The organism is Streptomyces geranii, from assembly GCF_002954775.1.
In the GTDB taxonomy this organism is placed as follows: domain Bacteria; phylum Actinomycetota; class Actinomycetes; order Streptomycetales; family Streptomycetaceae; genus Streptomyces; species Streptomyces geranii.
Window position 1 is genome coordinate 43,180 of the sequence record NZ_PJME01000009.1, and the last position, 18,095, is coordinate 61,274.

Annotated in this window: 17 protein-coding genes; 13 read left to right on the forward strand and 4 right to left on the reverse strand. The window is 72.5% G+C overall.

The annotated features are described in order from the left end of the window. Nucleotides 1-79: 79 nt before the first annotated feature. The 5 genes from CW359_RS15365 (at nt 80) to CW359_RS15385 (ending at nt 3,091) form a co-directional block, all read left to right on the forward strand. Nucleotides 80-871 carry a 2OG-Fe(II) oxygenase gene (locus CW359_RS15365; protein WP_232838410.1) on the forward strand — a complete coding sequence of 264 codons (792 nt, stop codon included), beginning with the start codon at nt 80-82 and terminating at the stop codon, nt 869-871. A gap of 93 nt (nt 872-964) precedes the next feature. After that, the gene (locus tag CW359_RS15370) at nt 965-1,516 is read left to right on the forward strand and encodes a methylated-DNA--[protein]-cysteine S-methyltransferase (protein ID WP_105970497.1); all 552 of its coding nucleotides are present in this window, start codon (nt 965-967) and stop codon (nt 1,514-1,516) included. Continuing rightward, on the forward strand, nt 1,513-2,241 hold the full coding sequence (locus CW359_RS15375; protein ID WP_105970498.1) for a 2OG-Fe(II) oxygenase: 729 nt from the start codon (nt 1,513-1,515) through the stop codon (nt 2,239-2,241). Before CW359_RS15370 ends, CW359_RS15375 begins: the two co-directional genes overlap by 4 nt. Continuing rightward, a complete protein-coding gene (locus CW359_RS15380; protein WP_105970499.1) occupies nt 2,238-2,522 on the forward strand; it encodes an Ada metal-binding domain-containing protein in 285 nt (94 codons plus the stop codon). The genes CW359_RS15375 and CW359_RS15380 overlap by 4 nt, the downstream gene beginning before the upstream one ends. After that, nucleotides 2,522-3,091, forward strand: a complete 570-nt coding sequence (locus CW359_RS15385; protein ID WP_105970500.1) for a type 1 periplasmic-binding domain-containing protein — start codon at nt 2,522-2,524, stop codon at nt 3,089-3,091. The genes CW359_RS15380 and CW359_RS15385 overlap by 1 nt, the downstream gene beginning before the upstream one ends. On the opposite strand, the gene CW359_RS15390 is transcribed toward CW359_RS15385, so the two are convergent. Beyond that, a complete protein-coding gene (locus CW359_RS15390) occupies nt 3,060-4,670 on the reverse strand; it encodes an FAD-dependent monooxygenase (protein WP_105970501.1) in 1,611 nt (536 codons plus the stop codon). The two genes, CW359_RS15385 and CW359_RS15390, sit on opposite strands and share 32 nt — an antisense overlap. A 193-nt stretch (nt 4,671-4,863) precedes the next feature. On the opposite strand from CW359_RS15390, the gene CW359_RS15395 reads away from it, so the two are divergent. The 3 genes from CW359_RS15395 (at nt 4,864) to CW359_RS15405 (ending at nt 8,399) form a co-directional block, all read left to right on the forward strand. Next, nucleotides 4,864-5,742: a 2-amino-3,7-dideoxy-D-threo-hept-6-ulosonate synthase gene (locus CW359_RS15395; RefSeq protein ID WP_105970639.1), complete on the forward strand. Its 879-nt coding sequence runs from the start codon at nt 4,864-4,866 to the stop codon at nt 5,740-5,742. Next, nucleotides 5,739-6,848: a 3-dehydroquinate synthase II family protein gene (locus CW359_RS15400; RefSeq protein ID WP_105970502.1), complete on the forward strand. Its 1,110-nt coding sequence runs from the start codon at nt 5,739-5,741 to the stop codon at nt 6,846-6,848. The genes CW359_RS15395 and CW359_RS15400 overlap by 4 nt, the downstream gene beginning before the upstream one ends. Nucleotides 6,849-6,965: 117 nt before the next feature. Further along, complete coding sequence (locus tag CW359_RS15405; RefSeq protein WP_105970503.1) at nt 6,966-8,399, forward strand: class I adenylate-forming enzyme family protein; 1,434 nt, start codon at nt 6,966-6,968, stop codon at nt 8,397-8,399. Nucleotides 8,400-8,615: 216 nt separating this feature from the next. Here the strand turns inward: CW359_RS15405 and CW359_RS15410 are convergent, their stop codons facing one another. Both CW359_RS15410 and CW359_RS15415 read right to left on the reverse strand, forming a co-directional pair. Further along, nucleotides 8,616-10,196, reverse strand: coding sequence for a 4-hydroxyphenylacetate 3-hydroxylase N-terminal domain-containing protein (locus tag CW359_RS15410; RefSeq protein ID WP_105970504.1), 1,581 nt, complete (start codon nt 10,194-10,196; stop codon nt 8,616-8,618). A 40-nt stretch (nt 10,197-10,236) separates the two neighbouring features. Next, a complete protein-coding gene (locus CW359_RS15415) occupies nt 10,237-10,803 on the reverse strand; it encodes a flavin reductase family protein (RefSeq protein ID WP_232838411.1) in 567 nt (188 codons plus the stop codon). 213 nt (nt 10,804-11,016) lie between these two features. On the opposite strand from CW359_RS15415, the gene CW359_RS15420 reads away from it, so the two are divergent. The 5 genes from CW359_RS15420 to CW359_RS15440 all read left to right on the forward strand — a co-directional run bounded on the left by CW359_RS15420 (nt 11,017) and on the right by CW359_RS15440 (nt 17,148). Next, nucleotides 11,017-11,679 carry an O-methyltransferase gene (locus CW359_RS15420; RefSeq protein WP_105970506.1) on the forward strand — a complete coding sequence of 221 codons (663 nt, stop codon included), beginning with the start codon at nt 11,017-11,019 and terminating at the stop codon, nt 11,677-11,679. A 95-nt stretch (nt 11,680-11,774) separates the two neighbouring features. Continuing rightward, the gene (locus CW359_RS15425; protein WP_105970640.1) at nt 11,775-13,472 is read left to right on the forward strand and encodes an FAD-binding oxidoreductase; all 1,698 of its coding nucleotides are present in this window, start codon (nt 11,775-11,777) and stop codon (nt 13,470-13,472) included. 63 nt (nt 13,473-13,535) lie between these two features. Next, on the forward strand, nt 13,536-15,224 hold the full coding sequence (locus CW359_RS15430) for an FAD-binding oxidoreductase (protein WP_198655229.1): 1,689 nt from the start codon (nt 13,536-13,538) through the stop codon (nt 15,222-15,224). 62 nt (nt 15,225-15,286) lie between these two features. After that, entirely contained in the window at nt 15,287-16,486 is a 1,200-nt protein-coding gene (locus tag CW359_RS15435; protein ID WP_157968548.1) for an MFS transporter, read from the forward strand. Beyond that, nucleotides 16,483-17,148, forward strand: a complete 666-nt coding sequence (locus CW359_RS15440) for a cupin domain-containing protein (RefSeq protein ID WP_105970508.1) — start codon at nt 16,483-16,485, stop codon at nt 17,146-17,148. Before CW359_RS15435 ends, CW359_RS15440 begins: the two co-directional genes overlap by 4 nt. Before the next feature lie 80 nt (nt 17,149-17,228). On the opposite strand, the gene CW359_RS15445 is transcribed toward CW359_RS15440, so the two are convergent. Then, nucleotides 17,229-18,035, reverse strand: coding sequence for an SDR family NAD(P)-dependent oxidoreductase (locus CW359_RS15445; protein WP_105970509.1), 807 nt, complete (start codon nt 18,033-18,035; stop codon nt 17,229-17,231). Between the last annotated feature and the right edge of the window lie 60 nt (nt 18,036-18,095).

Genomic DNA, 18,095 nt, shown 5'->3' on the forward strand with positions numbered 1-18,095 from the left:
TCCGGACCCCGGGAACGGCTCCGAACGCGATGTCGGAAAGCCGCCAGCGCCCGCGGGTGCCGGTTGCGAGAATCGGGTGGTGAACAGAGGATCCGTGTCCGGCGAGCCCACCCTTTTCGAACTCGAGGGTGAGAGACACCCGGCTCCGGGCGGCGGCTGTGGCGGCACCGGCCTGCCCGGGGTCGCCGGGCTCGACTGGAACGCCCTGTACGACGAGCTGAACGCCCGCGGCGTGGCCCTCACACCCCCGCTGCTCTCCCGGGAGCAGTGCGAGGAACTCGCCGGTGCCTTCGACCGGCCGGGGCTCTTCCGGTCGTCGGTGGTGATGCGACGGCACGGGTTCGGGCGGGGCACCTACAGGTACTTCGCCCACGCCGGCACCCCGGACCTGGTGCGGGCGCTGCGCGAGGAGCTGTACCCGGGCCTGGCCTGGATGGCCAACCAGTGGGCGCCCCTCCTCGGCGAGCGGACCTTCCCGCCCGTCCTCGACGAGCTGCTCGCCGAGTGCGCCGCCCAGGGCCAGCTGCGACCGACCCCGCTGCTGCTGCGCTACGGCCCCGGCGACTACGCCACCCTCCACCAGGACGTCTACGGCGAGCTGGTCTTCCCGCTCCAGATCGCGTTCATGCTCAACGAGCCGGACACCGACTTCACCGGCGGGGAGAGCGTGTTCGTCGAGCGGCGGCCCCGCGCCCAGTCCCGCGCCGTGGTCGTACGGCCGCGGCTCGGCCAGGGCGTGATCTTCCCCGTACGGCACCGGCCGGTGCGGGGCGACGGCGGAGTGCGCCGGTGCGCCGTCCAGCACGGCACGGGGGAGGTGCTCAGCGGCCGGCGCAATGTGCTCGGGGTGATCTTCCACAATGCCCGCTGACGGGCCGCGGGGTCCGGTTCTCGCCGTGCCCTGCAACCCGGGAGGCACATTGTGGTGTTACAGGGTTATGGAACCGTCTGACGAGGAACCGCGATGACCACACTTTTCACCACGCTCGACAGCCCGCTCGGCGAACTCCTGCTGGTCGGCGAGCGCAGCACGACCGCCCCGGGCGGCACCGCCCTCGCCTCGCTGTCCGTACCCGGCCAGAAGGGCGGCGCGACCGTCGCGCCCGGCTGGACCCGGGACGCGGACGCGTTCACCGGGATCGCCGGGCAGCTGGCCGCCTACTTCGAGGGCACGCTGACCGACTTCGACATCGAGTACGTCGCCTCCGGCACCCCCTTCCGGCGGCGCGTCTGGGAGGCGCTGGAGAGCATCCCGTACGGGACGACCTTCACGTACGGCGACATCGCCGCCCGGATCGGCGCACCGCGCGGCGCGGCCCGTCCCGTCGGTACGGCGATCGGTGCCAACCCGCTGCTCGTCGTGCGGCCCTGCCACCGCGTCGTCGGGGCGAACGGCTCGCTCACGGGGTACGCGGGCGGCCTGGAGCGCAAGCAACTGCTGCTCGCCCTCGAAGGCACGACCTTCGCGGGCACAACCTCCGCGGACCGGCCCGACCGGCCCGGCAGGGCCGGATGACCGCCGGCCTGCGGCCCGTCGACGTCAGCCGCAGCGTCGACGCGACGGACTGGGCCGCGCTCGCCGACGGCCTCGACGCGCAAGGCTGCGCCCTCACCCCCCGGCTGCTCGACCCCGAACAGTGCCGGGAGATCGCCGAGTTGTACGACCGGGCCGAGCTGTTCCGCAGCACGGTCGACATGGCCAGACACCGCTTCGGCTCGGGGACGTACCGCTACTTCACCCACGACCTGCCCCCGGTGGTCGCCGCGCTCCGCGAGGCCCTCTACCCCCGGCTGCTGGTCGTGGCCCGCGACTGGGCCGCCCGGCTCGGCAGGCCCGCGCCCTGGCCCGACGACCTCCAGGAATGGCTGGCGCGGTGTCACGAGGCCGGTCAGGACCGTTCCGCGCAGATCCTGCTGCGCTACCAGGAGGGCGACTGGAACGCCCTGCACCGCGACGTCTTCGGCGATCTCGTCTTCCCGCTCCAGGTCGTGATCGGCCTGGACGAGTACGGCGTCGACTACACCGGAGGGGAGTTCCTGCTCGTCGAGCAGCGCCCCCGGGCCCAGTCGCGCGGCACCACCGTCGCGCTGCGCCAGGGGCACGGGCTCGTCTTCACGACCCGGGACCGGCCGGTGCGGACCAAACGGGGCTGGTCGGCGGGGGCCGTACGGCACGGGGTGAGCACCGTGCACTCCGGCCACCGGCGGGCCCTCGGGCTGGTCTTCCACGACGCGTCATGACGGGCGCCCCGGCCCGCGCGTACCGGCTGCTGGGGCCGGACGGGACCCCGTACCTCAGCCCGCTGCCGGGCACCCTCGGCGGACACCGGCGCGGACGGCTGTACGGTCGGCTGGACTGCCCGTCCGCGGCCCGGGTGCTGGCCCGGGGCGGCTACGTCAGGGAACGGGTCTTCTTCGCCGACGAGGCCACCGCCGTCGCCGCCGGATACCGGCCGTGCGCGGTGTGTCTGCCGGAGGAGTACCGCCGCTGGAAGGCCGGCCAGAGCGAGGACCCCTCCTGATGCGCCACCCCGAAGAGACCGGCGAGGGCATCGCCCGACGGTCCCCCCTCCTCGACCCCGCCGACTGGGACACGTACGGCGAACCACCCCCTCCCGTCCCGCCCACCCCCGCCGAACTCACCGCGCTCCTCGGCCTGTTGACGATGCCCCGGGCCCGGATCGCCACCGTGGTGACGGGGCACAGCCGGGACACGGCGTCCGTGTCGGCCGCCGAGGCGTTCCGCGCGGCCTGGGAGGCGCGCGGCGGCACGGTGCTCGCGGACGTCGACTGGCCCGAGTCGGCGGCGTCCTGGCTGCGCCCGGCCCGTCGGCTGGCCGCCCCCGCCCCCGACGCCTGGGTGATCGCCGCCGCCCCGCCCGGCTTCGTCCAGCTCGCCCGCAGACTGCGGCACAGCACCGACTGGGACCCCTCGCGCACCTACGCCTTCGGCTCGCTGTCCGACTCCAGGGTCCCGGCGCTGGCCGGCCCGGGCACCCTGCACGGTCTGCGCGGCGCGACGCCCGACGGCGGCACCTGGACGGTACGCGGCGGCTGGGTCACGAGCCTGCCGGGCCGAACCAGCGGGTGAGGGCGGTGCGCAGCGAGCCGGTGTCCCGGCGGTCGGCGCGTGCCGACCAGAGGGCGTAGCCGTCGGGGCGGACCAGGACGGCGTCCGTGTGCCAGCTGCCCGCGGCCGGGGTGGCGGTGACGACGGTGACCCGGCCGGCCCACGGGGCCGCCACGGTCCGCAGCGCGGTGTCCCCGGTCAGGTCCAGCAGGAGCGGGCGGGCGTCGTGCAGCAGTTCGGCCAGTGAGGTGGGGCCCTCGGCGGTCTTCAGGGGCAGGCTGGGCACCATGCGTCCGGCCAGCGGATCGTCGGCGCGTCCGCCCACCGGGTACGTCACCCCCGTACCCGTGATCATGGTGCTCAGGTAGGCGTTCACCTCGTCGAAGCGCATCAGTTCCGTGAACAGCTCGCGCAGCGCGTCCGTCCGGGGGTCGGGGTCCATGAGGGCCACCTGGGCCTTCACGTTGTGCAGCACCGCCGCCGCCACCGGGTGCCGTTCGGCGTGGTAGGTGTCGAGGAGTCCGTCCGGTGCCCAGCCGTGGATCTCGGCCGCCAGCTTCCAGCCGAGGTTGACCGCGTCCTGGAGGCCCAGGTTCACGCCCTGGCCGCCGGCCGGGAAGTGGACGTGCGCCGCGTCGCCGGCCAGCAGGATCCGGCCCTTGCGGTACCGCTCCGCCTGGAGCGACGCGTCGCTGAAGCGGGCGATCCAGTCGGGGCGGTCCATCGGCACGGGCCGGCCCGCGATGCGTTCCACCTCGCCGCGCAGCTCGTCGAGGGTGACGGGGGAGTGCCGGTCCCGGTGCGGACCCCGGTAGTCGTACGTGCACACCCGGCTCGTCCCGTGCGGGTCGACCCACAGCAGGGTCCAGCCGCGCGGTGTGCGCTGCCAGCCGCCGGGCGCCCCGGCCGGGTCCAGCAGCCGCACCTCGCCCATCAGGGCCGCGACGGTCGGCCCGTCGCCCAGGAACCGGATGCCGCTCAGCCGCCGCACGGCGCTGCGCGCCCCGTCCGCGCCGACCACCCAGCGTGCGGTGAGCGTCCGTTCGGCGCCGGACACGGACCTCAGCCGCAGCCGTACGCGGCCGTCGCCCTCTCCCTCCCCCTTCTCCCCCTCCTTGTACCCCTCCTCCTTGTGCCCCTCCTCGTCGAGGCCGACCAGTTCCGCGTCGCGCATCAGCCGGGCGCCGAGCCGTACGGCGTCGGCCGCGAACACCTCCTGGGCGAACGCCTGCGGACTGCCGACGATCGCCGGACCCTCGTCGAGGACCCGGGACAGGTCCAGCTCGAAGATCGAGGCGAAGTGGAAGCGGGCCGGGCCGCGCGTCCCCCGGGCGGCGGTGTACCGGCCGGGCTGCACGGCCTCCAGCAGCCCCCGCCGGTCCAGCGTCTGGGCCGTACGGGCGTGCAGGGTGCCCGCCTTGGAGACACCGTCGGGCTTGGGCAGCCGCTCCAGGACCGTCACGTCGACGCCCAGCAGGGCCAGTTCGCGGGCGAGCAGCGTGCCGACCGGCCCGCCGCCGACGACGGCGACCTCCGTGTCGGCACCGCCGGTGCCGCCGTCACCGCCGGTCCGTGCCGCCGAGTGTCCTGTCGCCCGCATGGTGTCCCTTTCGTGGCCGCCGCCCCGGGAGAACGAACACCGCAGCCGCGTGAACGGTTGCCGTACGGCCGACCTCTCCGGCGCCCACCCCTGTCACCAGCGGAAACGGGTTGGCCCGATTCTTCAGCGGCCCTTGCGAGAGTGCAGCCATGAGACAGAGCTGTCGCGAACGAAGGGGCGTGTCATGACGACGATGCCACTGACCGGGAAAGCGTTGCGCCTGGCTCGACTGTCCCGCGCGGGTGACGGGCGGTATCTGTTCGTCCCGCTAGATCACTCCGTCTCCGACGGACCGATCGTGAGCGCGGCGGGATTCCCGGAACTGGTCACGGACATCGCGGCGGGCGGCGCGGACGCCGTGGTCGTGCACAAGGGCAGGGCGCGGCTGATCCCGCCGGCCGTGCTCACGGGCACCGGGCTCGTGGTGCACCTCAGCGCCAGTACGAACGCCGGTCCCGACGCCGACGCCAAGGTGCTCGTCGGTGATGTCGAGGAGTGCGTACGCCTGGGCGCGGACGCGGTGAGCGTGCACGTCAACATCGGGTCCGACACCGAGGCCGGGCAGCTGAGCGACCTCGGTGCCGTCGCGGCGGCCTGCGACCGCTGGGGCATGCCCCTGATCGCGATGGTCTATCCGCGCGGTCCCCGGGTGGACGACCCGACCCGGCCCGAGCTGGTGGCGCACGCCGTGAGCGTCGCGGCCGACCTCGGGGTCGACATCGTCAAGACGGTGCTGGCCGCGCCGCCCGAGCGGATGGCGGAGGTGGTGGAGAGTTCCCCGCTGCCGATCGTCGTCGCCGGTGGCGGCGGGACCGAGGCCAGCCTCGAAGCGTTCGCCGCGTCGGCCCTGTCGGCGGGCTGTGCCGGACTGGCCGTCGGCCGGCGCGTGTTCACCAGCCCGTCCCCCAGGCGGGTGGTGCAGCAGCTGGCCGCGATCGTGCACGGGCCCGCAAGCCCGTCGGAGACGTCGCGGTCCGCAACCTCGTCTTCCTCGGCTGCTTCTCCTTCCTCTGCTTCTTCTTCCTCTCCTCCTTCCTCGTCCTCCTCTCCCGAACTGGCAGGTGCTCTGTGAAATTCGCCTGGATCGACCTCCGCAACGTGTCCGCCGAACAGCGCGAAGCGGTCATCGACGCGGCCGTCCACGCTCGGGTGGACGGCATCGTGGACCGTGACGCGGCCACGCTCGCCACCCTGCCGGTCACCGTCAAGCGCGTCCTGGCCGGTGCCGGGCGCCCCGAGGGCGAGGGGTCCGACGACCTGATCGTGCTGCGCGAGGTCGGCGGCACCGAACAGCTGAACAAGCTCCGCTCCGAGCACCTGGCGGGCCGGAAGGACGTCGCCGGACTGGTCGACGTCGTCGACGACCCGACGCTGAGCCTGGCCTGCGAGACGGCCATCGCCCTGCCGTACACGGTCGTGCAGTTCAAGGACCCGACGAAGATCCCGCTGGAGATCGTGATCGCGGCGGCGGACCGTTCCCCGGGCCAGCTCATCTGCCGGGCGGACGACCTGGAGGAGGCCAGGGTCATCATCGACGTACTGGAGAAGGGGTCCGAGGGTGTCCTGTTCGCGCCGCGCGACGCCAACGACGTCTTCGGGCTCGTGGAGCTGCTGCGGGTCAAGACCCCGGACCTGAGCCTGAGCACCCTGACCGTCGAGTCGATCGAGCACCTCGGCCTGGGCGACCGGGTCTGCATCGACACCTGCACGCACTTCGAGAAGGACGAGGGCATGCTCGTCGGCTCGTACGCGCACGGGTTCGTCCTGTGTGTGAGCGAGACGCATCCGCTGCCCTACATGCCGACCCGGCCGTTCCGCATCAACGCGGGCGCGCTGCACAGCTATGTGTTCGGCCAGGACAACCGGACGAACTACCTGAGCGAGCTGAAGGCCGGGTCCGCCGTCCTCGCGGTGGGCGCCGACGGCCGTACGCGCCGGATCGTGGTGGGCCGGATCAAGCTGGAGTCCCGTCCGCTGCTGAGCATCAAGGCGGTGTCGCCGGAGGGCGTCGAGGTCAATCTGATCGTCCAGGACGACTGGCACGTCCGGGTCCTCGGCCCCGGCGCGAGCGTCCTGAACGTGACGGAACTCAAGAAGGGCGACCAGGTCCTCGGCCATGTCGCCACCGACAAGCGGCACGTCGGCTGGCCGGTCGGCGAGTTCTGCGTCGAGAAGTGAGCGCCGGGCCCGCCGGGCCGGTGGGCCCGCGTACGGCCGCAGGTGGCCGTGCGCGGGCCACGGCACCGGCCCGGCGGGCCCGACGGGCCGGAAGGCCGGAGGGAGGGCGGCGCGGACATGACGAATGACGAGAGCTGGTGGGGCGAGCGGCTGCTGGCCGCCGCCGACCCGCGGGGGGTGTGGGCACGGTCCGGCGGTGACCCGGGGGTGTCGTCCCGGTCCGGCAGCGCGGTCACGTTCGGCGCGCTGCGGGCGGAGACGGCCCGGCTGGCCCGCACCCTCGCCTGCCACGGAATCCGCCCGGGCGCGACGGTCGCGGTGCACGGCACGCCGAGCTTCACCCAGCTGTGGTGCGTGTTCGCCCTGTGGTCGATCGGCGCGCAGGTGATCCTGCCGGAGCCGGCGCTCGGCCGCGCGGAGCGGGCGGCGCTGCTGGAGCTGAGTGCCCCGCAGTACGTGATCAGCCTGGGCGAACGCCACGCGGGCGAGGGCCGGTTCGTGCCCGAGTGCGAGGTGCTCGTACGCCGCGGGCGGGGCGGGCGGCCGGCGCGTACGCCCCACTGCCTGGTGCAGTTCTCCTCGGGCACCACGGGCCGCCCCAAGGCGTCGGGCCGCACGGCCGCCTCGCTGCTGACGGAGGTGGCACGGCTCGGCGCGCTCCCCCTGATGCCCAGGGCCGGCGAGGAGGTGGCGGTCCTCGAACCGGTCGCGCACTCCTTCGCGCTGATCGCGGGAGTGCTGCACGCGCTGGCGACCGGCGCGACCGCCGTCCTCCCGGCGACGGACGACAGCGCGGGGGTGGCGGCGGCCGTGGCCCGTTCCCATGTCGCCCTGGGCCGCCCGCACCACTTCGCCCGGCTCACCGAGGCCCCGCCAGGCACCACCCTGCCGTTCCTGCGCCTCGCGGTCTCCGGCGGCGACACCCTGCCGGCCGAGACCGCGGGAGCCTTCGCCCGCAGATACGGCGTCCTGGTCGGCCAGGCGTACGGCACGACCGAGACCGGCATAGTCTCCACCGACCTGGCCGGGGTGTACGGCCCGGAGTCGATCGGCGTACCGGTACCCGGCGTACGCACGAGGGTGACGGCCGGAACCCTCCAGGTCCAGGTCGAACGCTTCCCCCACCCCTACGAAGACCACGAAGACCACGACGCCGCCGATGACGACGGCTGGCTGTCGACGTACGACCTGGTCACCCGGGACCCGGCGACCGGCTCCCTGTGGCTGCGCGGCCGGGCCGGCCGGACCGCGTCCGGCGCCCGTCTGCTGGACATCGAGGCGGTGCTGCGGGCCCACCGGCATGTCACGGAGGCGGTGGTGCTGGGTCCCGACCCGGTCGAGGCCCATGTGACGGGTTCCGCCGAACTGGCCCGCACGGACCTGTCGGCCTGGTGCCGCAGATTCCTCACGGAACAGTCGGTGCCCCGCCGCTTCCACAAGGTCCCCGAACTCCCCAGATCGGCAAGCGGCAAACTCCTGCGCGACCGCGACCGCCTGCACGAACGGGGCTGGGCCCCACGCCCCACCACCCTGACGGGCCGCCCCCGATGACACCGACCACCCGGGGACAGCGGGCCGGCCGTGTCCCGGCGGTGGCCGGCACGGTGCCGACCCGCCCCGCCATGGCGCCGCCCCGGCACAGAGCCGACCGCACCGGAGCCTGAGACGCGGGTCGCCCGGAGGCCGCGGGCCCGCCCCGCCACCGTGTCCGACGCCCGGAGCCTGGCGGTACGGGGCAACTCCCCGTACCGCCAGGCTCCGTGTCCCTCAGCCCCACATTCCCTTTCGCCGGTCGCGCAGGTCCTTGAAGGAGTCCAGGTCGGGGACCGTCCAGCCGTCCAGGTCGTACTCCTCCATGCAGGACTCGGCGAAGCCCTTGTACGCGTCGAGCTGGCCGCTCGCCTCCTGGGCGTGCAGGATGTCCGTCCGTACCTGTTCGTGGTTGCCCGAGTAATTGCGCTCGTACAGCTCGTGCCGGCCGCCGAACTCGGTGCCGATCGCGTCCCACAGGAGTTTCATGAGCTTTACGCGGCTCACCGAGTCGTAGCCGTTCGAGCCGCGGACGTATTTGTCGAGGTACGGCCGGATCTCCGGGTTCGAGAAGTCCTCCGCGCTCGAATTGACGTAGATCAGACCGCTCGCCACGTCCTGCATGATGATTTCCTTGATGCGCGGATAGCCGATGGTCATGAACCAGCGATATGCCATTCCGTATTCCAGCCGCGGCAGCAGCGCACCGTCCTTCCACTGCTGTGGATTTCGCGCGGCGGCGTCGCTCAGGGCCCAGAACATGTTCCGCCAGGCCAGTACCTCACCGATGCGGGACTGGATGCCGCGGAAGTCCTTGCTGCCGGTCATCTCCACGGCCTTGAGCAGCAGACCGGCGATGAAGTCGATCTTCACCGCCAGCCGGATCGCGCCGTGGAAGGTGAGCCGCTCCAGGAAGCCGGACTGCGGGGCGAAGTCGTTCACCCGGTCCACGTCGCCGTAGAGGAACACGTTCTCCCAGGGGATGAGCACCTTGTCCAGCACGAAGATGGTGTCGTTCTCGTCGAGCCGGCTGGACAGCGGGTAGTCGAACGGGCTGCCCGTCGCCGCCGCGTTCGCGGCGTACGACGGCCGGCAGATCAGCTTCAGGCCGGGTGCGCCCATCGGCACCGTCGCGACCAGCGCGAACTTCTTGTCCCGCAGGGGCAGGCCGTAGTGCGAGATGAAGTTGAAGTGGGTGATGGCCGAGCCGGTGGCGACGACCTTCGCCCCGGAGACGACCAGCCCGTTGTCCGTCTCCTTCTCCACATGGACGAAGACGTCCTGCACCTGCTCGGTGGGCAGATGGCGGTCCACCGGCGGGTGGATGATCGCGTGGTTCCAGAAGAGGACCTTCTCCTGGGACTCCTTGTACCAGCGGCGCGCGTTCTCCTCGTAGGGCGCGTAGTACTCGCTGTTGGCACCCAGCGTGCCGAGGAACGCGGCCTTGTAGTCGGGGCTGCGGCCCATCCAGCCGTACGTCATCCTCGCCCACTCGGTGATCGCCGCACGGTCCGCGACCAGGTCGTCCACACTGCGCGGGGTACGGAAGAACGCGTGCGTGAACCCGTCACCGCCGGTGTCGGTGCGGGTGGTCAGCACGTCCCGCTTCGCCGGGTCGTGCAGGGCGTTGTACAGCCGGGCCGTCATCAGCGCCGAGTTGCGGAACGCCGGGTGCGCGGTGACGTCCTTGACCCGCTCGCCGTAGAGGTAGATCTCACGGTCGTCTCGCAGGCTCTCCAGGTACTCGTCGCCGGTCAGAGGCCGCGTCACCGGTGCGTGGGGGGCGTCGGGTCCCGCGTCGCCGTTCTGTCGCGTCATGTCTTCTTCCTTGTCCGGTCAGTGACCCAGTGGTCGGTGGTCATACGTGTTTGCCGGTGGCCGCCAGCGCGCCGAAGTCCGCCGCCCAGCCGTGGGCCGGCCCGTCGAGCGACCCCGTCCAGGCCGCCGAGCCGGACGGGCGGCGGAACCCGCCGAGCACCCCGGACGAGAAGACCAGCGGCTCCCCGCCGAGAGCCTCGAACTGCACCACCTCGCCGACGTGCAGCACATGGTCACCGCCGTCGTACGCGGCCCACGGGACGCAGGTGAAGTGCGCCACGGCGCCCGCGAGCCGGGGCGCGGCGGGGTCGCCCTCCCAGCGGATCCCGGTGGCGGGTGCGTCGGCGCGGCCCGCGAAGAGCAGGGCGAGACCGTGCTGGTCCGCCGCCAGCACGTTGATCCCGAACGCGGCGCACTCCCCGAGCCGCCCGCAGCCCCGGCTGCGCCGGTCCAGGGAGACCAGGACCAGCGGCGGGCTCAGGGACACGGAGGTGAAGGAGCTGACGGTGACCCCGTGGACGGCACTGCCGTCGCCGGTGGTCACGACGGTGACGCCCGAGGCGAACCGCCCCAGACAGTCCCGCAACGCGCGCTGTTCGAGGCCCACGGAAATATTCCCCCTCCTGGCGAAATGAACGTGCTGTGAAACGGAATGCAATCGGCGCGCGCTCTCCGAATGCATTGTGCGGGCATTGTTCCAGCCGCCGCTGAAGAACCGATCCAGGAATATCGACCCCCTGATTCTCCTTGACGGGAATCCGTCCGGCGTTCTAGCTTTCCAGACCTAGAGCGCGATCCGACCGGAATCCAGGGGGGACCCATGCGTATTCAAGTCGATGTCAACGAGGCTCTGCAGGACTATGTGGCCGATATTTCCCTGCGGGAACCCGACCTGCTCCAGGAACTCCGGATCAGGACGTCCGAACTTCCGCTGGCCCTTATGCAGATCTCGCCCGAGCAGGGCCAGTTCATCTCGCTGCTGGTGAAGGCGACCGGGGCCAGGCGGGCGCTGGAGGTCGGGGTGTTCACCGGCTACAGCCTGCTTTCGACCGCCCTGGCCCTGCCCGAGGGCGGCAGCGTGGTCGCCCTCGACATCAGCGAGGAGTGGTCCGCCATGGCCCGCGACTTCGCCGAGCGGGCCGGCGTCGCCGACCGGATCGACCTGCGGATCGGCGACGCCCGCACGTCCCTCGACGCCCTGCTGCTGGAGGAGGGCGCCGCCGGGTCGTTCGACTTCGTCTTCATCGACGCCGACAAGGAGAACTACGAGGCCTACTTCGAGGCCGCGCTCAAGCTCCTGCGCACCGGCGGCCTGATCGTCGTGGACAACGTCCTCTGGCACGGCGCGGTGCTCGACGAGACCCAGCAGGACTCCGAGACGACGGCACTGCGGGCCTTCAACGCCAAGGTCCGCGACGACAAGCGGGTGGACCTGAGCGTCCTGCCGTACGCCGACGGCCTCACCTTCGCCGTCAAGCGCTGACCGCCCGCCCGCACACCGCCCCACAACGCCCCACACCGCCCCCACGCCTCCCCCCACTCCACCTTCATCTGGCACGAGTCCCAAGAGGTATGACCATGGATCAGAATCCACCCGGCATAGGACGCCGTCTCCTTCTCGCCGGCGCCGCCGGAGCGGGCGGAGCGGCGGCGCTGGGCCTGGGCGGCACGGCCCACGCGGCGGAAGCCGTGGCGGGGACGCTCGCCGACGTGGAACCGGCGCCGGCGGCCGGCCCGGTCGCCGTCACGCCCGCGGACCAGCAGTACCCGGACCTGGTGCGGGCCCTCAACGCCCGCTACACCGCGAAACCGGAGTCCGTACGCGTCGTCGACGCCCCCGGGCAGGTCGCCGCGATCGTCGCCGAGGCCGCCCGGGCGGGCAAGCGGCTCACCATCCGCAGCGGCGGGCACTGCCTGGAGGACTTCGTCTACAACCCGCAGACGCAGCTCGTCCTCGACCTGTCGAAGATGAACGGCATCTACTTCAGCGCCCGCCTCAACGCGGTGGTCGTCGAGGCGGGCGCCCAACTCCTCGACGTGTACGAGAAGTTGTACTCCACCTGGGGCGTCACCGTGCCCGGCGGCATCTGCTACTCGGTCGGCATGGGCGGCCACGTCTGCGGCGGCGGCTGGGGCATGCTCGTACGGCGCGACGGGCTGGTCGTCGACCACCTGTACGCCGTCGAGGTGGTGACCGTGGCCGCCGACGGCACGGCCAGGGCGATCGTCGCCACCCGCGAGGCCGACGACCCCCACCGCGAGCTGTGGTGGGCCCACACCGGCGGGGGCGGCGGCAACTTCGGCGTCGTCACCCGCTACTACTTCCGCTCCCCGAACGCCACCGGCACCGACCCGCGCAAGCTGCTGCCCAAGCCGCCCGCGGAGGTCCTCTTCAGCGCGGTGTCCTGGTCCTGGAGCGACCTGACGAAGGACGAGTTCGTCCGGCTCGTACGCAACTACGCCTCCTGGCACGTCGCCAACATCGGGGCGGACAGCCCCACCCGCTTCCTCACCAGCTTCCTGCTGCTCAACCACCGCTCCAACGGCCAGATCGGCATGATCACCCAGGTCGACGCGGCGGCCCCCGACGCCCAGGGCATGCTCGACGCCTACCTCACGCACATGAGCGGCGGCATCAACACCGAACCAGGCGCGCTGACCGAGCAGATGGGCGACATGGGCCCCATGCCGCAGTTCGCCGCACCCCGCCGGCTGCCCTGGCTGCAGGCCACCCGTTTCGCGGGCACCACCAACCCGCTGCTCAACGACCCGACCCTGCGCGCCGAGTACAAGTCGGCGTACATGAGAGCCGACTTCCCGCAGCGGCAGGCGGAGGCGCTGTACAAGCACCTCTCCCGCACGGACATCGACAACCCGAAGATCAACATCCAGCTGACCCCCTACGGCGGCCGGACCAACGCCGTCCGCGAGGCGGACACCGCGCTGCCGCACCGGGGGGCGGCGTTCAAGATGCTCTGGTCGGTCCTGTGGAACGAGCCGGCGGACGACGCCAAGTACATCGCGTGGACCCGGGAGAGCTACGAGGAGACGTACGCCGACACCGGCGGCGTACCCGTCCCGAACGCCGTGACCGACGGCTGCTACGTCAACTACCCGGACGCCGACCTCAGCGACCCGCAGCGCAACCGGTCGGGGGTCGGCTGGGCGACGCTCTACTACAAGGGCAACTACCGCCGCCTCCAGCAGGTGAAGGCGAAGTACGACCCCGGCAACTTCTTCCGCCACCGTCAGTCCGTGGAACTCCCCGCGCCCTGATACCCCCCCCGCACCGACACCCGCCAGGGCACAACCACGCTTGATCACCGAGGAGTTGAGGACATGGCACAGGGCACGGACGGCATGCGGCGCAGACACTTTCTCGCCGGGGGCGCCGCGGCCGGCGGCGCCGCGCTGCTGACCGGGACGGGTCTCGCCGCACCGGCCGCCGCGGCCGACGAGGCGGGCGCGGCAGCCGCGGCGGCGGAACCCGTCACCGTGGTCACCCCGGCCGACAAGCGCTACGCGGACCTGGTCCGGGGCTGGAACCAGCGCTGGGTCGCCGCACCCGAGCGGGTGGTGCTGGCCGAGACGACCGCCCAGGTCGTCCAGGCCGTGCAGAAGGCCGTGGCGGGCGGCAAACGCCTGACCGTCCGCGGCGGCGGCCACTGCTGGGAGGACTGGGTCTTCAACCCCGAGGTCCGGGTCATCCTCGACATGACCAAGATGAACAAGGTCACCTACGACCCCCGGATGAACGCCATCGCCGTCGAGGCGGGCGCCCAGCTGCTGAACGTCTACGAACGCATGTACCGCACCTGGGGCGTCGTCGTCCCGGCCGGCATGTGCTTCCAGGTCGGCGCGGGCGGCCATGTCAGCGGTGGCGGCTGGGGTCTGCTCTGCCGCCAACTGGGCCTGGTCGTCGACCACTTGTACGCCGTCGAGGTGGTGACCGTGGCCGCCGACGGCACGGCCAGGGCGATCGTCGCCACCCGTGAGGCCGACGACCCCCACCGCGAGCTGTGGTGGGCCCACACCGGCGGGGGCGGCGGCAACTTCGGCGTCATCACCCGCTTCTGGTTCCGCTCGCCCGGCGCCACCGGCACCGATCCGGCCGCCCTGCTGCCGCAGCCGCCGGCCGAGGTGCTGGTCAGCGCGGTCGCCTGGCCCTGGGCCGAGATGACCGAGGCCCGCTTCACCCGCCTGGTGAAGAACTACGGTGACTGGCACGCGAAGCACCTCAGGCCCGGCACCCCCAACGACAACCTGGTCAGCATGCTGGCCCTGAACCACAGGTCCAACGGCTACATCGGCCTCATCACCCAGGCCGACGCCACCGTCCCGGACGCGGAGCGCGTCCTCGACGACTTCCTCGCCGCCATGACGGCCGGCCTGGACCTGGCCCACGTACCGCTCAGCACCCCGATGGGCGAGCTGCCCGCCATGCCCGAGCTGGCCGAGCCCCGGCGGATGCCCTGGCTGCAGGCCGCCCGGTACCTGGGCACCACCAACGCGACCCTCAACGACCCGAGCCTCAAGGGCGACTTCAAGTCGGCGTACTACCGCACGGCCATGCCGGACGCGCACATCGCCGCCTTCTACCGGCACCTCGGCGACGACCTCGTCAACCCCACCGCTTCCGTGCTGCTCAGCTCCTTCGGCGGCCAGGTCAACGCCGTCGCCCCGGACGCCACCGCCGCCCCGCACCGCGAGGCCGCGTACAAGGCCGCCTGGATGATCTGGTGGACCGACCCGGCGGACGAGCCCAGGTCCCTCAGGTGGATACGGGAGTTCTTCCACGGGGTCTACGCCGACACCGGCGGCGTACCCGTCCCGAACGCCGTGACCGACGGCTGCTACGTCAACTACCCGGACATCGACCTGCACGACCCGGCGTACAACAGGTCCGGAGTGCCCTGGTACACCCTGTACTACAAGCACGCCTACCCCCGGCTCCAGCAGGTCAAGGCCAAGTACGACCCGACCGACGTGTTCCGGCACAGCCAGTCCGTGCGCGCCGCGAAGCCATGACGGCGCGGGCGGCGGGGGAGACACGGGAAGCGGGGAAGGCGGGTCACGCGCGGCGCGGTGGCATGCCCGCCGTGGTCTCGGTGGCGCTCGGCTCCTTCGTCCTGGTGCTCTCCGAACTGCTGCCGGTCGGCGCCCTCACCGGCATCGGCGCGGACCTCGGGGTCTCGACCGGCGTCACCGGACTGCTCGTCGTGACACCCGGGCTCGCCGCGGCCGTCGCCGCCCCCGCGCTGACCCTCACGGCGGGGCGCCTGGACCGCCGTACCGTCCTGTGGACCCTGGCCGCCCTGACGGCCGTGGCCGATCTGCTGTGCGCCGTGTCGCGGGACCTGGCCACGATGCTCGCCGGGCGGGTCCTGCTGGGCGCGGCGCTCGGCGGGTTCTGGGCGGTGGGCGCGGCCGTCGCACCCCGCCTGGTGCCGCCCGGGTCCGCGCACCGGGCCGCCTCCCTGGTCACCGCCGGCATCTCGGTGGGCACCGTGGCGAGCCTGCCGCTGGCCGCGCTGGCGGGCGGGAGCACGGGCTGGCGTACGGCCTTCTGGGCGGCCGGTCTGGTGGCGCTCGCCGCGCTGGCCGCGCAGGTGCGGTACCTGCCGCCGCTGCCCGCCGGTCCGGTGCTCGGCCGGCGGGCCCTGGCGGCCGTCCTGCGCAGCCGCGCGGCCCGGGGCGGGCTGCTCACCACCGCCCTGCTGTTCCTCGGGCACTTCGCCGCGTACACCTATGTCGGGCCCTACCTGGAGCGCGAGGCGGACCTGGGCGGCGCGGCGGTCGCCGCCGTGCTGCTCGGGTACGGGATCGCCGGGATCGGCGGCAACTTCCTGGCCGGGGCGACGCTGGCCCGCTCGGTGCGGGGGACCGTCGCCGGGGCCGCCGCGGCACTCGCGGCGGCCGTCGCGCTGCTGCCGGTGTGCGCGGGCTCGCCGGTGCTGGTGACCGTGCTCGTCGTGGTCTGGGGAGCGGCCTTCGGGATGGTGCCGCTGAGCCTGCAGACCGCGATGGCCAGGTCCGTGCCGGAGGCCGCCGAGAGTTCCCTCGCCGTCTTCGTGACCACCGTGCAGCTGTCGCTGGCGACGGGATCGCTGCTGGGCGGCCTGGTCGTCGACGGGTACGGCGTCCTGGCCGGGCCGGTGCTCGGGGCGGCGCTCGCCGCGCTCGCGGTGACCGTTCCGCTGCTGTCGTCCCGCAGGCGCTCCCCGGCGCGGCGGCAAGAACGCAGCCCGGCCGGAGAGCCGGCCGGGCGTACCCCCTTGGAGGAGATATGACAGTCCGCCCGGGCGAGGTCTACTACAACCCCAGGTGCCGGGAGAAGATCGTCATCAGGACGCCCGCCGCGCACACCGGCGGTGAACGCGCGGTCATGGACCTCTACGTCGAGCCCGGCGGGTTCGCCGCCGGGTACCACACGCACCCGTTCAGCGAGGAGATATTCACGCTGGTGCGCGGCAGTCTGCGGGTGCACGTCGGGGGCCGCGACGTCGTTCTCGACGAGGTCGGGCAGACGGTGACCGTGCCGGCCGGCACGGTGCACCGCTGGTTCGGCAACACGGAGAAGGAGACGTCCTTCGCGGTGGTCGAACTCGTCAACCGGGCCGACCGGTTCGAGCAGCTGATCCTGCGTCAGCTGTTCGGACTCGCCCAGGACGGCAAGACGGACGCGGAGGGACGGCCGAGCCTCCTCCAGCACGCCGTCACGATGCGGGAGTTCTCCGACGTCCTGCGCTTCACGGACCGGCCCTGGCCCGTTCAGCGCCTGGTGAACGGCGCCCTCGCCCCGCTCGCCAGGCTGCTCGGCTACCGGGCCTGCAACCCCGAGTACATGGAGCGCGGCCCGCTGGAGGTCGCCGAACTGGAGCCGCTGCCCGACGAGGTGGGCCGGCGGTTCGCGCAGCAGGCCCACGACCGGGGCGCGGCACCGGGCGCGTAGCCGGGGCCGGACGGAGACAGAGGACCCCGGTGGCCGGGTGACGGCCACCGGGGTCCTGCCGTACCGGACGGCGGGTCGGATCAGACGCTCTTGTGGAACCCGGCGTCGACCGCGTAGTCCGAGCCCGTGGTGCTCGCCGAACGCGGCGAGGCCAGCAGCAGGACGGCGTCGGCGACCTCCTGCGGGTCGATGAGACGGCCGGTGACCTGGCCCATCATCTGCGGCGCGATGCTCTCCATGACGCTGTCACGGTCGGCGCCCGCCATACCGGCGATGATGTCGGCCGCGCCGCCCTCCTCGGTCCACCACGCGGTCAGCACGGCGCCCGGGGAGACGGTGTTGAACCGGATGCCCTTGGCGCCGAACTCCTCCGACAGCGCCTTGGTCAGGTTCGACAGACCCGCCTTGGCGGCGCCGTACTCGATGTTGACCGGGGCGGGCTGACGGGCCATGCCAGTGGAGACGTTGACGATGGAGCCGCCGCCGCGCTCGATCATCGCGGGGACGGCCGCGCGGATGGCACGGACCGCCGAGAACAGGTTGAACTCGAAGATCGCCTGCCACTGCTCGTCGCTGCTGTCGAAGAAGCCGGTGCGCGGCATGGAGATGCCGGGGGGCGGCCCGCCCGCGTTGTTGACCAGGATGTCGAGGCCGCCGAAGTGCTCGACCGCGCGGGCGACGACCTGCGCCGGCGCCTCCGGGTCCATCAGGTCGGCGGGGACGTGCAGCAGGGCCGGGCCCGCCAGCTGCTCCAGTTCCGGGGTGCCCTTGCGGGAGACCGCCACGACCTTGGCGCCCTCTTCGAGCAGCGAACGTGTGACGGCCAGACCGATGCCCTTGGAGGCTCCGGTCACCACGGCCACACGGCCGGAAAGGTTGAGATCCATGCTTGTCCTTCGCTAGATCGATGCCCTGGCCCGGGAGGCAGGGGAGAACCCGGTGCCGCG

What these genes read in the sequence shown, in the direction of transcription:
- CW359_RS15430 (WP_198655229.1), top strand. Translation starts at nt 13,536, where the DNA reads ATGGCACAGGGCACGGACGGCATGCGGCGCAGACACTTTCTCGCCGGG.
- CW359_RS15435 (WP_157968548.1), top strand. Translation starts at nt 15,287, where the DNA reads ATGCCCGCCGTGGTCTCGGTGGCGCTCGGCTCCTTCGTCCTGGTGCTC.
- CW359_RS15410 (WP_105970504.1), bottom strand. Translation starts at nt 10,196, where the DNA reads ATGACGCGACAGAACGGCGACGCGGGACCCGACGCCCCCCACGCACCG.
- CW359_RS15440 (WP_105970508.1), top strand. Translation starts at nt 16,483, where the DNA reads ATGACAGTCCGCCCGGGCGAGGTCTACTACAACCCCAGGTGCCGGGAG.
- CW359_RS15390 (WP_105970501.1), bottom strand. Translation starts at nt 4,670, where the DNA reads ATGCGGGCGACAGGACACTCGGCGGCACGGACCGGCGGTGACGGCGGC.
- CW359_RS15385 (WP_105970500.1), top strand. Translation starts at nt 2,522, where the DNA reads ATGCGCCACCCCGAAGAGACCGGCGAGGGCATCGCCCGACGGTCCCCC.
- CW359_RS15445 (WP_105970509.1), bottom strand. Translation starts at nt 18,035, where the DNA reads ATGGATCTCAACCTTTCCGGCCGTGTGGCCGTGGTGACCGGAGCCTCC.
- CW359_RS15370 (WP_105970497.1), top strand. Translation starts at nt 965, where the DNA reads ATGACCACACTTTTCACCACGCTCGACAGCCCGCTCGGCGAACTCCTG.
- CW359_RS15425 (WP_105970640.1), top strand. Translation starts at nt 11,775, where the DNA reads ATGGATCAGAATCCACCCGGCATAGGACGCCGTCTCCTTCTCGCCGGC.
- CW359_RS15380 (WP_105970499.1), top strand. Translation starts at nt 2,238, where the DNA reads ATGACGGGCGCCCCGGCCCGCGCGTACCGGCTGCTGGGGCCGGACGGG.
- CW359_RS15420 (WP_105970506.1), top strand. Translation starts at nt 11,017, where the DNA reads ATGCGTATTCAAGTCGATGTCAACGAGGCTCTGCAGGACTATGTGGCC.
- CW359_RS15395 (WP_105970639.1), top strand. Translation starts at nt 4,864, where the DNA reads ATGCCACTGACCGGGAAAGCGTTGCGCCTGGCTCGACTGTCCCGCGCG.
- CW359_RS15405 (WP_105970503.1), top strand. Translation starts at nt 6,966, where the DNA reads ATGACGAATGACGAGAGCTGGTGGGGCGAGCGGCTGCTGGCCGCCGCC.
- CW359_RS15375 (WP_105970498.1), top strand. Translation starts at nt 1,513, where the DNA reads ATGACCGCCGGCCTGCGGCCCGTCGACGTCAGCCGCAGCGTCGACGCG.